This is a genomic window from Granulicella sibirica, from assembly GCF_004115155.1.
Classification (GTDB): Bacteria; Acidobacteriota; Terriglobia; order Terriglobales; family Acidobacteriaceae; genus Edaphobacter; species Edaphobacter sibiricus.
This window is the reverse complement of sequence record NZ_RDSM01000001.1, coordinates 317846-332237: the sequence shown is the minus strand read 5'-3', so window position 1 is coordinate 332237 and position 14392 is coordinate 317846. Positions and strand designations below refer to the sequence as shown.

Below are 14392 nucleotides of genomic sequence, written 5' to 3'. Positions count from 1 at the left end.
CTTGGCGAGGTGCGTTGGGATGGGTGTAAGGCGCATCTGGCGTTTGTTGCTGTATATGCGGCCCTACGCCCTCTACTCACTTGGTTCAGTGGTTCTGATGGCCCTTGTGGGGGCTATGGCAGCCTTCCGGGTTCTGCTGGTGAAGCAGATCTTCGATAAGGTGCTGAATCCGGATGTGCCGAACGACGCTGTGCTGGTCTTCAAGACCCCCTATCTCAAACATCCTCTAGACCTGCACCTGCTGGTGCCGAGCCACTTTCACAACGCCTGGACCGTCATGGCGTATGCGCTCGTGATGTCGGCAATCGTGAAGTCGATATCGGATTACGCAGGCACGTACCTGGTGAACTACGCCGGCTTTGGCATGATCACCGACCTGCGGAACGATCTCTACAACGCCGTGCTGCGGCGCTCCATGAGCTTCTTTCAGAAGCATTCGACGGGCTCCTTGCTGTCGACATTGATCAACGACATCGAGAAAGTCCAGACGGCGATGTCGGCTGTGCTGGGCGAGTTCCTGCAGCAGTTCTTCACGTTGATCTTCCTCGTCGGCGTAGCGATCTTCTACGGCGGACGTCTCTCGTGGGTGCTCCTCCTGTTCGTTCCAGTGGTGATTTCTTCGGCCCGGCGCATCGGCAGGCGGGTACGGCAGACCACGCGTCGCGGACAGGACAAGCTCGCCGAGATCCAGAACATCCTGCACGAGACCATTACGGGCAACAGCATCGTGAAGGCCTTCGGCATGGAGATCTGGGAGATGGATCGCTTTCGTCGTGCGGCGCGAAGACTCTTCCGGGCGAACCTGAAATCAATGAGTGTGGCGGCGATCAGTTCGCCCTTGATGGACGCCCTTGGATCAGTGGCGATCGCGCTTCTGCTTTTCCTCGGACGGCAGGAGATTCTTCATCAGCGGATGACGGTTGGCTCGTTCATGTCGTTCATCATCGCCGTCTTCACGCTCTACGATCCTGTTCGGAAGTTCGCCATGTTCTACACGAGCTTTCAGCAGGCGCTCGGCGCGAGCGAGGACATCTTCAAGTTCATGGATGCGCAGGACGAGGTCCGCGAGAAGCGCCGCGCGCACGTTCTGAAGGGTTTTTCCGGGCGCTTTGACTTCAAGGACGTAGAGTTCGGCTACGACGTCGATGGCGAAAAGAAGCTCGTGCTGCGCGGCATAACGCTCAACGTCCAACGCGGCGAGGTGATCGCGCTTGTGGGTCCGAGCGGAGCGGGTAAAAGTTCGCTGGTGAACCTCATCCCACGCTTCTTCGATGCGAGCGCAGGCTCGATCACCATCGATGGCCATGACGTGCGCGACGTCACGCTTGTGAGCCTGCGTGCGCAGATCGGCAAGGTGACGCAGGAGACCGTGCTCTTCAACGACACCGTGCGGAACAACATCGCATACGGTCAGCCGGACGTTCCGCTCAGCAAGGTAGAAGAAGCCGCGAAGATGGCCCTGGCGCATGACTTCATCCTGCGCATGCCGGAAGGCTACAACACCATGATCGGCGAGAAGGGTGTTCGCCTGAGCGGCGGCGAACGGCAAAGGCTTGCAATCGCCCGGGCGATCCTGAAGAACGCGCCGATCCTTATCCTCGACGAAGCGACCAGCGCGCTCGACACAGAAAGCGAGCAGTTCGTACAGGCGGCTTTGGCGAACCTCATGCAGGGAAGGACGGTGTTCGTGATCGCTCATCGCCTGTCGACTGTTCGGCGTGCAACGAGGATCGTTGTACTGGAAGCGGGGCAGATCACGGAAGTAGGAACGCACGAGGAACTCATGGTTCACTCGGGGACATACCGGCGCCTGCACGATATGCAGTTCGCGGATAACGACCGTGTCGGCCTGGAGGGTGTGGCTTGAGCGGTGTCCTTTCGATGACGGGTTTCGCGACCGTAAACGGAGATGGCTTCACGCTGACGGTGAAGAGCGTCAACCATCGCTTTCTCGATCTGCAGATCCGTGTGTCCTCCGGGTCCGAAGAACTGGAGGCGCGGCTGCGGGCGATCGTGCGCGGCGCGGTGACACGTGGCCACGTTGAGGTGTCGCTCGATCTCGATCGCGCAGCGGGGTCGGTGCAGGTCCGGCGAAATGATTTCCTGCTCGCTGAACTGGTGAAGAACTACCGCGAGGCCGCCGAGAAGCATGGAGTGACCGGTGAGCCTGATCTGAACGGCATGTTGCGTGTGCCGGGCGTAATGACCACGGAAGTCGCGGCGCGCGTGATCGATGCGGCAGCGATCGAAGAAGCTGCAGTTACGCTCATGGAGCGCTTCAACGAAGCGCGAAGCCTTGAAGGAGCGTCCCTGGTGGCTGGCCTGCGAAGCGGGATGGACCGCCTGCTCCTCTTCGCCGGAGAGATGGCCGCCCTCCGCGAGGGTGTGCGGGAAGCACATATCGAACGGCTGAAGACAAGGCTTGCCGAGTTGCTGGAAGGCGCAGCGGCCAGCGAGGAGCGTGTCCTGACCGAGGCCGCGATGCTCGCGGAGCGGAGCGATGTGGAGGAAGAGATCGTCCGCATGCAGACCCATGCCCGGCGCTTCCAGGCGATGCTCGATGCGGGCGGCGAGGTCGGCAAGGCGCTGGACTTCCTGCTGCAGGAGATGAACCGCGAGGCGAACACGATGGTCTCGAAGATGAACGGCGCGATGGGAGAGCGCGGCCTGCGGTTGACCGACATCGGGCTAGGGATGAAGGCGGAGATCGAGCGGTGCAAGGAGCAGGTGCAAAATCTGGAGTAAAGAAAATAAACAAAAATAACCCTCGGCCGAGCCGCTTCGCCCAGGATCAACGCCCTCTGGAGACGTGTCCGGTAGACTTCTTGGATACGCTTTTCTTTGGAGTCTGATAAGCACTATGGCGGGAATTCTTTTTATCATTTCGGCTCCTTCGGGTTCAGGAAAATCTACGATTGTGAGCCAGTTGCGGACGCTGGTCGAGGGCCTGGATTTCTCGATCTCCTATACGACGCGGGCGCCGCGCGGCTCCGAAAAGAACGGGCAGGAGTATTACTTCACCACGCGTGAGGAGTTCGAGCGGATGATCTCGGCGGGAGACTTTCTCGAGTGGGCGGAAGTCTTCGGAAATTACTACGGCACGGCCCTCTCGGCACTCGCGCATGCGAAGACCGAGAAGCGGGATCTGCTTCTCGATATCGACGTGCAGGGAGCCATGCAGGTGATGAAGAAGCTGCCCGAAGCCGTCTCGATCTTCATCATGCCGCCAAGTCCCGAGGTGCTCGAGATGAGGCTGAGAAACCGCAGCGAGGCCGAGCATATGACCGTCGAGTCGGTGATTGAGCGGCGTCTGCGCGAGGCTCGTGAGGAGTTGAAGAGGATTCGGCAATACCGCTATGCGCTCGTAAACGATGTGCTCGACCAGGCGGTGACGGAGATGAAGGCGATCGTTTTATTCGAGCGCCACGATCCCGAGGCGGTGGACGCGATCGCCGCCAGTTGCCGGACCGACGAGGCTTCGACCAAGTTACAGGCGGCCCTGGGGACGTTTCAGGCGGGCTAAGAGTTGCACGGACTTTGCGAAATATTCCCGGATGCGGTAGATTCGAGTTACACCAACACAACCACATCCCGCGGGGGATATATATCATGACAGTCAACGAAGGTCTGCTGAATAAGTACAGCCTTGTCAAGGGTGCAGCACGTCGGGCTCGCCAGTTGCAGTCGGGTGCTCCTCCTCTCATGGTTTCGAAGTCGATGAAAGCCTGCCGCGTGGCGCAGGACGAGATTCGCGACGGGCACGTAACCTTCGTCGTTCAGGCGAAGAAGGTTGAACCTGTCGTCGGAACGAGGCTCTAGCGCCGGGATGGATGGAGAGGCACGCCAGGGTTCGGAAGCAGCGCAGCAACTGCGCGGATACGTGGAGTACTTTCGCGACCTTGGGGTGTACGACTTCTACCGGCAGGATGGGGACTCGGATAGCGAACTTGTTGCTCGGCTTGCGGCGACCCTGGCTGGGCCCGCCGAAGCGCTCGTGGCGCAGGATGTTCCTGTCGCGGCCAAACCGGTTGCTGCTCCTGCCGTCTCTTCGCCTCGGCCTTCTACCCCACCTGCACCTGTCGCCCCGGTGAAGCCTGCGGTTGTGGCTCCTCCCCAGGCCAGCTCCACTCCCTACAGCGATATCTCCATTCCCAAGCCACCCTCCTTCGATGAACTTGCGCCTCTACCTCCGGTCCGGGTTGCGCCTGAAGAGCGGGCCGGTGCGCTGCGAGTTCTGCAGGAAGAGATCGGCGACTGCACGCGGTGCCCCTTGGCCTACGCGGGACGCCACAGCATCGTCTTCGCGGACGGCAACCCGAATGCGCGGCTCATGTTTGTTGGCGAAGGCCCAGGAGCGGACGAGGACGCCTCGGGCGTGCCGTTCGTCGGCAAAGCCGGGCAGCTCCTGAACAATATGATCGCGGCGATGGGACTGAAGCGCGAAGACGTCTACATCGCCAACATCGTAAAGTGCCGCCCTCCAGCGAACCGCGTTCCCGAACCAATCGAGGCAGGAACATGCTCGCAGTTCCTGATACGGCAGATGGATATCGTGCAGCCGGAGATCGTCGTGGCCCTTGGCGCGACGGCGGCGACCTATCTGCTTGGCGTGCGGCAGTCCCTTGCCTCCCTGCGCGGACGCTGGCATAGCGCGCGTGGAGCGAAAGTCGTGGTGACCTATCACCCCGCATTTCTGCTGCGCGATCCCCGGCAGAAAGGCGAGGCCTGGAAGGACCTGCAGACAGTAATGGGCGCCCTCGGCCTAAAGGGGCCGCAGCGCGGATAGGCTTGCGCCGATGTCGGGCCAGACCTGCCAATGCTCGTTGAGAGTCTCGGAACCATGCTTCCTGTAGAACCGGAGAGCCGCGTGGTTAGTAGGCTCCACGTTGACACAGACCCGCTTCGCGTCCTGCCGAACGAACCACTCACCTAGTTCAAGAAAGAGCGCAGAGGCCACACCCGACCCGCGATGGGCAGGGGCGACATCGATCCATTCCAACTCTCCCTCGCAGTCGAAGCGCTGGGTGAGGTGCCCGCCGATCAGGCCGATGACCTCGTCCCCCACCATAGCCACGAAGAGCGTTCGGCTAGGTAAGGCGTGTTGCGGATTGATCGTCCCATCCATGTAGCCGCGAATGCGGGATTGCCAGTAGTCCTCCGTGCCCCACGTCTGGGCGCGAAGACTCGCCATGCCTGCGATGTCGCTCGGTCTGGCGGTGCGATAGGTGAGGTCGATCACAATCTCCCCGGTGAGAACAGCTCGCCTGATTCTAGGACGGCCGCGCCGTTTCCCGGATGGTTGGCGAGCAGCTAAGCTGGAATGATGGCTTTGTACTGCGACGTGGCGCTTCCTGTGCCGCTCGACCGCACCTTCACCTATGCGAATGGAATCGGCACCATGCCAGTCGTGGGTGCGCGCGTACTTGTGCCGTTCAGCGGACAGAGGCTGATGGGAGTCGTGGTTCGTCTCCACGATGAGCCTCTTCCGGAGGGTGTCGAGGCGAAGCCGGTGCAGGCGGTGCTGGATGAAGTAGCGCTTCTCCCCGACGAGTTGACGAAGCTCGCCCTGTGGATCGCCCAGTACTACGTCGCTCCGCTCGGCGAGGTCCTTCGGGGAATGCTTCCTTTGAGCGCCGAGGTGAAGCGGCAGTTCGTCTACCGCATTGGAGAGGCCGGGCGGCGCGTCCTGTACGAGGGCGCGGCCAAGGGATCCTCGCGGCGTTCAAGGCTCACTCCGGAGGAGCAGAATCGCGAATATGCCGTCCTGAACTATCTCGAAAGCGGAGAAAGCGCGAAGGCTTCAGCGCTGCGGTCTGCGACACAGGCGAACAAGGCCATGCTCGACGCGATGGTGCGGAAGAAGTGGCTGGTGAAGGAGGCCGTCGCGGAGGAGCGCGACGCACGCCGTTCCGAGAGGGTTGCCGTCCTGGTGGAGGGAGGCGGCGAGCAAGGCGGAGGACGTCTACCGCGGCTGAATGAGAATCAGCTCGCCGTCATGGCTGAACTGGCCGCCGTCGGTGGCCGCATGCGGGTGAGGGATCTGCGGGAGTCGCTGCGGGACACGGGTATCCCCGACTCGACGCTGGCGACGCTGGTAAAGCGCGGCTTGGTCGGCCTGGAAGACGTAGCGCAAGCCTTCGACATGGGCAGCGTCAGCACCCACGGAAAGAAGCATGCCCACGAACACGCCCTCAACGAGACGCAGATGGAAGCGCTCGGAACGATCGCAGTCGCCCTCGACCGTGGAGTCTTTGCGCCGCATCTCCTCTATGGCGTCACGGGCTCGGGGAAGACGGCGGTCTACTTCGCGGCGATGCGCCGAGCCCTCGAGAGGGGAAAGAGCGCTCTCTTGCTCGTTCCCGAGATCGGCCTGACCCCGGCGATGACGGGACAGATGGTTGCAGCGTTCGGGAGCGAGGTGGCGCTTCTGCACTCGCAACTCACACCCGACGAGCGCGCTGAGCAGTGGCATAGAATCCGCCGTGGCGAGGCGCGGGTTGTCGTCGGAACGCGTTCGGCGGTCTTCGCCCCGGTGGTTGATCTTGGCATCATCATCGTCGACGAGGAGCACGACTCCAGCTACAAGCAGGAGGAGACGCCCCGCTATCATGGCCGCGACGTCGCGGTCATGCGCGCAAAGCTCAACGACGCCGTAGTGGTGCTCGGTTCGGCGACGCCCTCCCTCGAGAGCTGGGCTAACGCCGATCGCGGCCGCTATGCGCGTGTGGAGATGCGCGAGCGGGTTGCGAACCGGCCGCTTCCTGAAGTCGAACTCATCGACATGCGAGCCGAGTTTCAGGCGGTCGGCAAGGAAGAGGTCTTCTCGCGCAAGCTCATCGAGGAGACCCAGGCCACGCTTGATCGCGGCGAACAGGTCATCATCCTGCTCAACCGCCGCGGATACTCCTTCGTGGTGATGTGCCGAAGCTGCGGCGAGAAGATCGAGTGCGAGAACTGCGCCATCTCGATGACGTATCACAAGCCTGTCGAGGGAACGGACGGACGCGCCCCCGTTGGGCAGAGGTTGGAGTGCCACTACTGCGGTTTTCGCCGAACAGTCCCGAAGGTCTGCCCAAAGTGCGAGAGCGAGCACCTGTATTATCTTGGCGCGGGATCGCAGCAGGGCGAGGAGAGGCTGCAGGAGCTCTTCCCCAGCGCACGGATCGGAAGGATGGATCGCGATACGGTACGTGGGCGCTCCGACATGGAGCGCCTCCTGACGCGCCTTCACGCCGGTGAGATCAATCTCCTCGTCGGGACGCAGATGATCGCCAAGGGTCATGACATCCACGGGGTCACGCTGGTCGGGGTAGTGGGCGCGGACTTCGCCTTGGGCCTGCCCGACTTCCGCGCCGCGGAGCGCGTCTTCCAACTCCTCACCCAGGTCTCAGGCCGGGCGGGCCGCGGAGATCTCCCAGGGAAAGTTGTCGTGCAAACCTACCATCCGGACCACTACGCGATCACCTTCGCGGCAAAGCACGACTACCCGGGCTTCGTCGCCAAGGAGATGAACTATCGGCGTTGGATGCACTATCCTCCCTTCGCCGTCCTGGCAAATGTGGTCATCCAGAGCGACAAGCTTGAAGAAGCGACAGGCTGGTCCGGAGTGCTCGGTCGCTGGCTGCAGAAGCGCGCGATGGAGAAGGTGCGTGTGCTTGGCCCGGCGGCTGCTCCCATCGTCCGCCTCAAGCGAATCTACCGGTATCACTTTGTCCTGAAGGCGGAGAAGAGGCAAGTGCTGCAAGAGGTGCTGCGGGCAATGCTGGCCTTCGCGGAGGCCGAGGGGATTCCGCGCAAGGGCCTCGTCATCGATGTGGACGCCGTACACCTGATGTAACAACACAGGCGTCAGTGGTGAGTGACGATCTGAAGAAGACTGGTTCCGGCAAATGGGCTCAAGGTTCCGCTCAGGATCAGGATGACAAGGCAGATCGGAAGCAGGGCACGTTGCCACGGATGCAGGGGAGGATCTTCCTTAAGCCGCGGATGCTTCAAGCCGGGAATCACCAGTACGATCGCCCAGGCAAACCATCCGACCCACGCGAACGTCCCCAGGATCGCGAGTAGTACGATTGTCACGAAGGAAGTCGCGCGGTGGGCGCGGGGATAGAGAGCATAGAGGATGTGACCGCCGTCAAGCTGGCCGGCCGGAACCAGATTGAGCGAGGTGATCAGCAGGCCCACCCAGCTTGCGACGAGCACGGGGTGAGGAATAATGCGATCCAGCGCAGCTGTCTCAGGACGAAAGACTCGCAGCAATGCGTCCACAAGGTGCAGCAGGAGTGGCTGGAACTGAATCACCTGGGGCACGGGAGCGGGAGTCGACTTCGAGAGGACAAGCCCGACAGCGACCGCAATGATCGCGACAAGGAACCCGGCAATGGGTCCTGCGGCGGCAATCACGGCCATCGCCGATCGCGTCCGAACGCGCCCACGAATGCGGAGGATGGCTCCTGCGGTGCCGCTGAGCGTCGGCGCAGGCAGGAAGTAGGGAAGCGTCACCTGCACCTTGTAGAGCCGGCAGGAAAAGAAGTGGCCGAACTCATGGGCAACGAGAATCGCCAGCACGGTCAGCGAAAATGGAAGACCCGTGGCAAACGCGGCGCGATGATGCCACACCCAGGCATACGGAAAGACATCCGCGTCGGAAGAAAGGGGAACCTGGTCGGTAAGGAAGTTCTCCATGTAGCGCATGCCGACCACGGTGGTGGAGAGCACGGTCAGGAGAAAAAGCACAACGTGAAGCCATAGCCGGTCGCGCCAGCGTTCCTGATGCGGAGGCGAATGAGCGTCCGGCTCGGACGGCCCGTCCTCGTGCGAATTGAGGGAGACCGGGAGCCGGTCGGCGGACGCCATCCTGATTTAAACCTCTTGGGAGCTGGCTTAGTCGAGCAGGTGAAGCTCTTTCCCTGGCTTGAAGCGAACGGCTTTGCCGGGAATAATGCTGACTTCAGCGCCTGTGCGGGGATTGCGGCCGATGCCCGTCTTCCGCGGCTTCACCGTGAACACACCGAAGCCGCGAAGCTCGATTCGATCGCCGCTGAGCATGCTCTGTTTCATACAATCGAAGATGGCATCGACGGAGGCTTCGGCTTTCGTTCTCGGAAGGCCGGTGCGCTCGACGATCCGCTGTACTAGATCCTGCTTGATCACGGTGATCGTCCTCTGGAGGCGGCATGTCCCGGCGAAGCCTTGGGGATCGGAGGTGCCTACTGTCCCGATGTTAGGAAGGCAAGCCCTGATTGTCAATGCAAAACCCCGTGCCTTAGTATCGAGGCTGGCGTCCTGAATGCGGTTCCGGACCTTGGAGGAAGTGGAGCAAGATGGCAATCAAGAGCGATCGTTGGATACGGGAACAAGCCTTGGAACACGGGATGATCGCGCCGTTCAGCGAGAAGCAGGTGCGCGATGGAGTCATCTCGTATGGGCTGTCCTCGTACGGCTACGATCTGCGCGTCTCGGACGAGTTCAAGATCTTTACCAACGTCAATAGCGCCATCATCGACCCGAAAGCCTTCGACGAACGCTCGTTCGTCACGGTGCAGGCCCCGAGCGTCATCGTTCCGCCGAACTCGTTCGCCCTGGCTCGCTCCATCGAATACTTCAAGATTCCACGCGACGTCCTGACGATCTGCGTCGGCAAGTCAACCTATGCGCGCTGCGGAATCATCGTGAACGTCACGCCGTTTGAGCCCGAGTGGGAAGGCTTCGTAACGCTCGAAATCTCGAACACGACTCCATTGCCCGCGAGAATTTACGCGAACGAAGGGCTTTGCCAGATACTCTTCTTCCAATCGGACGAAGTGTGCGAGGTCAGCTACGCGGATCGCAAGGGCAAGTACCAGCATCAGCAGGGAATCGTCCTGCCTATGCTCTAACGGCGTCTTAAGCGTCCGCGGTCCTCTGGGCTCGAAACAAACGTAGCGCTTCACCATGTCGAACTTGCAGGACGGGTGCCAGGTCTCTGGAAGCTATGACGGACGCGGGCAAAGGCTTTTCTCCAGACGATTCCGTGTCGAAGTCACCGGCAACGCCCGTTCGGGTCGGGCTGGTGGCGACAGACCCCATGCGCATCATGGGGCTGCAGGCCATCATGCGCGCCAACACCACCGGGCGGCTCGCCGGCGGCGAGGTCATTCCACTCTCGGTCCCAGGTGTCTTGAACGACGTGGACCTCCGCGTCGTACTCATCGATGCGAGCTGCACGCAGCACCTCATGGAACTCGTGGCGACCTTCAGCCGGGTTCGGCCGCATGTGCGCGTCATCGTCATCGGCGACTCGAAGGACCAGGAGTACATTCAGCAGGTCATCGGAGCGGGAGCCAAGGGGTACCTGCCCCAGACAGCGGATGAAACCGAGATCCGGCTTGCGCTTGAGGTCGTGTATGACGGCTCGATCTGGGCTCCGCGCAAGGTGCTCTCACGTCTGCTGGATGCTTCTAAGCTCGATCAGGCCGCGGGAACAACCTCGGTATCCTTCACGGAACGAGAGTTGCAGGTGCTTCGCCTCTTGGTGACGGGGTTGGGAAACCGGGAGATCGCCGAGGCTCTCAACATCGATGAAAGCACCGTCAAGGCGCACCTTGGCCGCCTCATGAGAAAGGTCGGAGCGAAGAATCGGATCGGGCTGACGGTCGAAGCTCTGCGGCACCATCCCGATCTCGCGAGAAGCGCTTAGCTGTTTACTAATAAGTAAATGGGTAGATTACCTAAGTCGCTAGACCTACGTACTCTTGTGAACTATCCGAAGGCACGAGAAAGTAACTCTACGCAACACAGACCTGGGAGAGGGACTGTGAGAGGAGCCGGGCGACCGGGTTCACTCACAGTCCCTATTTTTTCGTCCATTTTGATTCCATTGGAAGTCAATGCAACCACAGGGGTGGGCACGCCATCGTACCCCAATAGACACTGGGCCATTTGGACCGCGATCTAAAGATTGACTTTGAAAGGTAAGAAAATGACGAAGGTTACTGGATTTGTATGCGCAATGGCGATGGCGGCCACCTCACTGACGTCGTTTGCAGCCACGGACAAGGCGAAGTTGGATGAGCGGTTGACCAACGCGTCTGCCGTGATTAACGAGATCATGGCGACTCCCGATAAGGGCATTCCGCAGTCGATCCTTGCAGGCGCATCGTGCGTCGTCGTAATTCCAAGCTTCAAGAAGGGTGCCTTTGTGGTCGGCGCTCAGTACGGCCAGGGCGCTGCTACCTGCCGCACCCCGAAGGGTTGGAGCGCACCGGTGTTCGTTCAGCTTACGGGCGGAAGCTTCGGTTTCCAGATCGGCGGACAGTCGACTGACCTCGTGCTGATCGCAATGAACCAGAATGGCCTGCAGGACATGCTGAAGAACAAGTTCAAGCTCGGCGCGGACGCCGCCGCTTCCGCCGGCCCGGTTGGCCGTAACGCACAGGCCGGAACGGATTGGAAGCTCAACGCCGAGTTCCTCACCTACTCGCGTTCAAAAGGCCTCTTTGCCGGTCTTGATCTGGACGGCACGGTCCTCTCGCAGAATGAGGATGATACCCGCACAGTCTATGGCGGCAACGTTCCTTACACCGAAGTGCTGAAGGGCAATCAGCCGACGCCTCCCGAGGCTCGCGGCTTCGTTCGCACCGTAGCGAAGTACTTCGTCGTCTCACGCGACAACCACTAAGTTTCACGGATAGGAAAACGTTGGGGCGGCCTTCGGGTCGCCCCAACCTTTTGCTACAGAGTGAAGCGAGCAGACACCTACCACCCGCCAGTTACACTGGGACTGTGAGTTTGAACGAGCAGGAGCAGGGAGCTCCAACGATTACCGTGAAGCACAGGTTGGAATACCTGCTGCTTCGCTGCTTCGTCGAACTCCTGGCAGCCATGCCACGTGCGGTAGCAAGACAGGTCGGGGCAGGCATCGGGTGGATCGCCTACCGGATCGTTCCGCGCCTGAGGGCAGTAGGGCAGCAGAATCTCGCCATGGCGTTTCCCGAGAAGACTGGGGCAGAGCGCGAAGAGATCCTGCGGCAGACATACCGCAACCTGGGATACCAGATCGCGGAGTTCTGTCATATGCCACAGTACGGGCACAAAACGGTCGAGAAGTTCATCCGGTATGAAGGCTTCGAGAACTTCAGCCGAGCGCTCGCCCGTGGCAAGGGCGTGTTCGTGTTGACTGGCCATCTAGGCGCATGGGAACTCTCCAGTTTCTATCACTCGCTGATGGGCAATCCCATGGACATCGTCATCCGCCGTCTCGATAATCCCCTCGTCGACGACTTCGTCAATGGAATCCGTTGCGAGCATGGCAACCGTGTCCTCCACAAAGACGATTTCGCTCGTGGCCTCATCGCCTCGATGCGTGCCGGAAGGACAGTTGGTGTGTTGATGGATACCAATATGACTCCGCCGCAGGGTGTCTTTGTCCCGTTTTTTGGCGTTCCCGCATGCACTGCGTCCGGCGTGCCGCGCATTGCGGAGAGAACGGGTGCAGCGGTTCTCCCAGGCTTTCTTCTGTGGGAGAAGTCTGAGCGGAGATACGTGCTGCACTTTGGCGAAGAGCTGGACCTCGTAAAAACCGGCGACTCCGAAGCCGATGCCCTCACAAATACGGCCATGTTCACCGCCGTGCTGGAAAAGTATATTCGGGCATACCCGGAGCAGTGGCTCTGGATGCACCGCCGCTGGAAGACACGGCCCGAGGGCGAAAAGGGGATCTACCAGAGATGAAGCTTCGCGATTTGCTGCCTGCCGAACAGATAGGAAATGCGGGCGAAGTCGAGATCCTCCGTGTCTCAGGAATGAAGGATGCCGATGCGGCCTCGGTTGTCTTCGCGACCGACGCTGACACACTGAGCGCGGCCCTCGAATCAGCGGCAGGCGCAATCCTGGCCCCCAGAAAACTCGAAGGCGTGGCTGACCAGCGAGTAGCCTACGTGCGTGATCCGCGTTACTCGTTCGCAGAGGCTGGAGACCGGCTTCGCGCGCGCCCGACACAGAGCGAGATCCACCCTTCAGCGGTGATCGCAGACGGAGTCGCCATGGGCACGGGTTGCCAAATAGGGCCCGGCTGCGTCATCGGAGAGGACGTCATTCTCGGAGATGACGTGGAGCTGGTGGCGCGAGTGACCCTTTATCCCCGAACGCGCCTCGGCAGCCGCGTGGTCGTGCAGGCAGGAGCCGTGCTCGGTTCAACAGGATTCGGCTACGCAAGGAACGCCGAAACGGGACGCTATCTACTCTTCCCGCAGCAGGGAAGTCTGGTCATCGGAGACGATGTCGAGATCGGAGCGAATACCACGATCGACCGCGGTGCCCTGGGCGAGACGCGGATAGGCTCGGGGACGAAGATCGACAACCTCGTCCACATCGGGCACAACTGCGTCATCGGCGAAAACGTCATCATCGCCGCGCAGACCGGCATATCAGGCTCAAGCATCGTAGAGGACGGCGCTATTCTCGGGGGCCAGGTCGGCATCGGCGAGCACGCGACGGTCGGTGCAGGCGTCATCCTCGGTGGGGGCGCCGGTGTGCTCAGTGGAAAGAAGATGAAGGGTCCGGGACAGGTCTTCTGGGGAAGACCGGCGCGTCCCCTGAAAGAATACCTCCGGGACCTCGCCCGCCTTCGCAAAGGCTGAAGGGCCTTCTTCGCTCTTTCGGGCGCTCAGATCGATTGAACAGGAATGATCATCAAGTCGCTCGCGAGGGCGACCTCTTTCTGAACGAACGGCTCCGCATAGCGAACACCGGCGAGCATCCCGTAGTGGCGAGCCGACGCAAAAGTTCGCTCCCGGATCTCCTCCTCCGGCACAAACAGCCCGCCACCCTCGGGTCGCGTGGCGTACTGGGAGCGATAGGCGAGCAGCGACTGCAGCCTCTGCTCCATGTAGGCCGATATGTCCACGACGAAGGTAGGACGGACATCCGCGTAAAGCGACGCATAGAGGATCTTGTACGGACGATGCGGCGCGCCCTCCAGATCGAGCTTCGAGAGTCCCGAGACGAAGCAGGATTCATAACCAAGCGTGGCAGACGTGTAGTGGTCCGGGTGCCGTCCCTGCCAGTACGGAAGGATCACCACCCGTGGCCGCAGCCGTCGCAGCACGCCGGCCACCTTGAGCCGATTCTCCAGCGTGTTCTGAACGTTCCCATCCGGGAGATCGAGCGCCTCCCGATGCGAGACACCAAGGATACGTGCCGCGTCATTCGCCTCGGCTTCCCGCTCCGCGGCCGTGCCCCGCGTACCCGATTCACCCCGCGTAAGGTCAAGAATGCCGGTCTTCCAGCCCAGTCCTTGCTGAACAAGAAGCGTTCCGCCACAGGTTTGCTCTACGTCGTCACGATGCGCAGCAATCGCGAGTACATCCACCATCTTCTTGCCCTCAAGAACCGTGTGAACAATTCAGGGCAC

At 61.0% G+C, this 14392-nt stretch carries 15 protein-coding genes; 11 read left to right on the top strand and 4 right to left on the bottom strand.

Annotated features, from left to right (window positions below):
* Positions 1-19: 19 nt before the first annotated feature.
* The 5 genes from GRAN_RS01380 to GRAN_RS01360 all read left to right on the top strand — a co-directional run bounded on the left by GRAN_RS01380 (position 20) and on the right by GRAN_RS01360 (position 4786).
* The gene (locus tag GRAN_RS01380) at positions 20-1867 is read left to right on the top strand and encodes an ABC transporter ATP-binding protein (protein ID WP_241654269.1); all 1848 of its coding nucleotides are present in this window, start codon (positions 20-22) and stop codon (positions 1865-1867) included.
* On the top strand, positions 1864-2745 hold the full coding sequence (locus GRAN_RS01375) for a YicC/YloC family endoribonuclease (RefSeq protein WP_128911234.1): 882 nt from the start codon (positions 1864-1866) through the stop codon (positions 2743-2745). Before GRAN_RS01380 ends, GRAN_RS01375 begins: the two co-directional genes overlap by 4 nt.
* 115 nt (positions 2746-2860) lie before the next feature.
* Positions 2861-3523 (top strand): guanylate kinase, encoded by a 663-nt coding sequence (gmk, locus tag GRAN_RS01370; RefSeq protein WP_128911233.1) that lies wholly within the window; start codon positions 2861-2863, stop codon positions 3521-3523.
* Positions 3524-3609: 86 nt separating this feature from the next.
* Positions 3610-3819 (top strand): DNA-directed RNA polymerase subunit omega, encoded by a 210-nt coding sequence (gene rpoZ, locus GRAN_RS01365; protein WP_128911232.1) that lies wholly within the window; start codon positions 3610-3612, stop codon positions 3817-3819.
* Between the two features lie 7 nt (positions 3820-3826).
* Positions 3827-4786 carry a uracil-DNA glycosylase gene (locus tag GRAN_RS01360; protein ID WP_128911231.1) on the top strand — a complete coding sequence of 320 codons (960 nt, stop codon included), beginning with the start codon at positions 3827-3829 and terminating at the stop codon, positions 4784-4786.
* Here GRAN_RS01360 and GRAN_RS01355 read toward each other — a convergent pair.
* On the bottom strand, positions 4763-5239 hold the full coding sequence (locus tag GRAN_RS01355) for a GNAT family N-acetyltransferase (RefSeq protein WP_128911230.1): 477 nt from the start codon (positions 5237-5239) through the stop codon (positions 4763-4765). The two genes, GRAN_RS01360 and GRAN_RS01355, sit on opposite strands and share 24 nt — an antisense overlap.
* A gap of 84 nt (positions 5240-5323) precedes the next feature.
* On the opposite strand from GRAN_RS01355, the gene priA reads away from it, so the two are divergent.
* A complete protein-coding gene (priA, locus tag GRAN_RS01350) occupies positions 5324-7837 on the top strand; it encodes a replication restart helicase PriA (protein WP_128911229.1) in 2514 nt (837 codons plus the stop codon).
* A gap of 11 nt (positions 7838-7848) precedes the next feature.
* Here the strand turns inward: priA and GRAN_RS01345 are convergent, their stop codons facing one another.
* Both GRAN_RS01345 and GRAN_RS01340 read right to left on the bottom strand, forming a co-directional pair.
* On the bottom strand, positions 7849-8856 hold the full coding sequence (locus GRAN_RS01345) for a site-2 protease family protein (RefSeq protein ID WP_128911228.1): 1008 nt from the start codon (positions 8854-8856) through the stop codon (positions 7849-7851).
* 27 nt (positions 8857-8883) lie between these two features.
* A complete protein-coding gene (locus GRAN_RS01340) occupies positions 8884-9249 on the bottom strand; it encodes an HU family DNA-binding protein (protein ID WP_479680598.1) in 366 nt (121 codons plus the stop codon).
* Positions 9250-9323: 74 nt separating this feature from the next.
* Between GRAN_RS01340 and dcd the strand changes: the two genes are divergently transcribed.
* The 5 genes from dcd (at position 9324) to GRAN_RS01315 (ending at position 13619) form a co-directional block, all read left to right on the top strand.
* Positions 9324-9878, top strand: a complete 555-nt coding sequence (dcd, locus tag GRAN_RS01335) for a dCTP deaminase (RefSeq protein ID WP_128911227.1) — start codon at positions 9324-9326, stop codon at positions 9876-9878.
* Positions 9879-9973: 95 nt separating this feature from the next.
* A complete protein-coding gene (locus GRAN_RS01330) occupies positions 9974-10678 on the top strand; it encodes a response regulator transcription factor (protein ID WP_128911226.1) in 705 nt (234 codons plus the stop codon).
* Positions 10679-10960: 282 nt separating this feature from the next.
* Positions 10961-11659 (top strand): lipid-binding SYLF domain-containing protein, encoded by a 699-nt coding sequence (locus tag GRAN_RS01325; protein WP_128911225.1) that lies wholly within the window; start codon positions 10961-10963, stop codon positions 11657-11659.
* A gap of 146 nt (positions 11660-11805) precedes the next feature.
* Positions 11806-12711: a lysophospholipid acyltransferase family protein gene (locus tag GRAN_RS01320; protein WP_128911224.1), complete on the top strand. Its 906-nt coding sequence runs from the start codon at positions 11806-11808 to the stop codon at positions 12709-12711.
* A complete protein-coding gene (locus GRAN_RS01315; RefSeq protein WP_128911223.1) occupies positions 12708-13619 on the top strand; it encodes a UDP-3-O-(3-hydroxymyristoyl)glucosamine N-acyltransferase in 912 nt (303 codons plus the stop codon). The genes GRAN_RS01320 and GRAN_RS01315 overlap by 4 nt, the downstream gene beginning before the upstream one ends.
* Positions 13620-13645: 26 nt before the next feature.
* On the opposite strand, the gene bshB1 is transcribed toward GRAN_RS01315, so the two are convergent.
* Positions 13646-14353 carry a bacillithiol biosynthesis deacetylase BshB1 gene (bshB1, locus tag GRAN_RS01310; protein WP_128911222.1) on the bottom strand — a complete coding sequence of 236 codons (708 nt, stop codon included), beginning with the start codon at positions 14351-14353 and terminating at the stop codon, positions 13646-13648.
* Between the last annotated feature and the right edge of the window lie 39 nt (positions 14354-14392).

Coding starts and splice junctions, on each gene's coding strand:
- GRAN_RS01380 (WP_241654269.1), top strand. CDS start 20: ATGGGTGTAAGGCGCATCTGGCGTTTGTTGCTGTATATGCGGCCCTAC.
- gmk (WP_128911233.1), top strand. CDS start 2,861: ATGGCGGGAATTCTTTTTATCATTTCGGCTCCTTCGGGTTCAGGAAAA.
- rpoZ (WP_128911232.1), top strand. CDS start 3,610: ATGACAGTCAACGAAGGTCTGCTGAATAAGTACAGCCTTGTCAAGGGT.
- GRAN_RS01360 (WP_128911231.1), top strand. CDS start 3,827: ATGGATGGAGAGGCACGCCAGGGTTCGGAAGCAGCGCAGCAACTGCGC.
- priA (WP_128911229.1), top strand. CDS start 5,324: ATGGCTTTGTACTGCGACGTGGCGCTTCCTGTGCCGCTCGACCGCACC.
- GRAN_RS01345 (WP_128911228.1), bottom strand. CDS start 8,856: ATGGCGTCCGCCGACCGGCTCCCGGTCTCCCTCAATTCGCACGAGGAC.
- dcd (WP_128911227.1), top strand. CDS start 9,324: ATGGCAATCAAGAGCGATCGTTGGATACGGGAACAAGCCTTGGAACAC.
- GRAN_RS01330 (WP_128911226.1), top strand. CDS start 9,974: ATGACGGACGCGGGCAAAGGCTTTTCTCCAGACGATTCCGTGTCGAAG.
- GRAN_RS01325 (WP_128911225.1), top strand. CDS start 10,961: ATGACGAAGGTTACTGGATTTGTATGCGCAATGGCGATGGCGGCCACC.
- GRAN_RS01315 (WP_128911223.1), top strand. CDS start 12,708: ATGAAGCTTCGCGATTTGCTGCCTGCCGAACAGATAGGAAATGCGGGC.
- bshB1 (WP_128911222.1), bottom strand. CDS start 14,353: ATGGTGGATGTACTCGCGATTGCTGCGCATCGTGACGACGTAGAGCAA.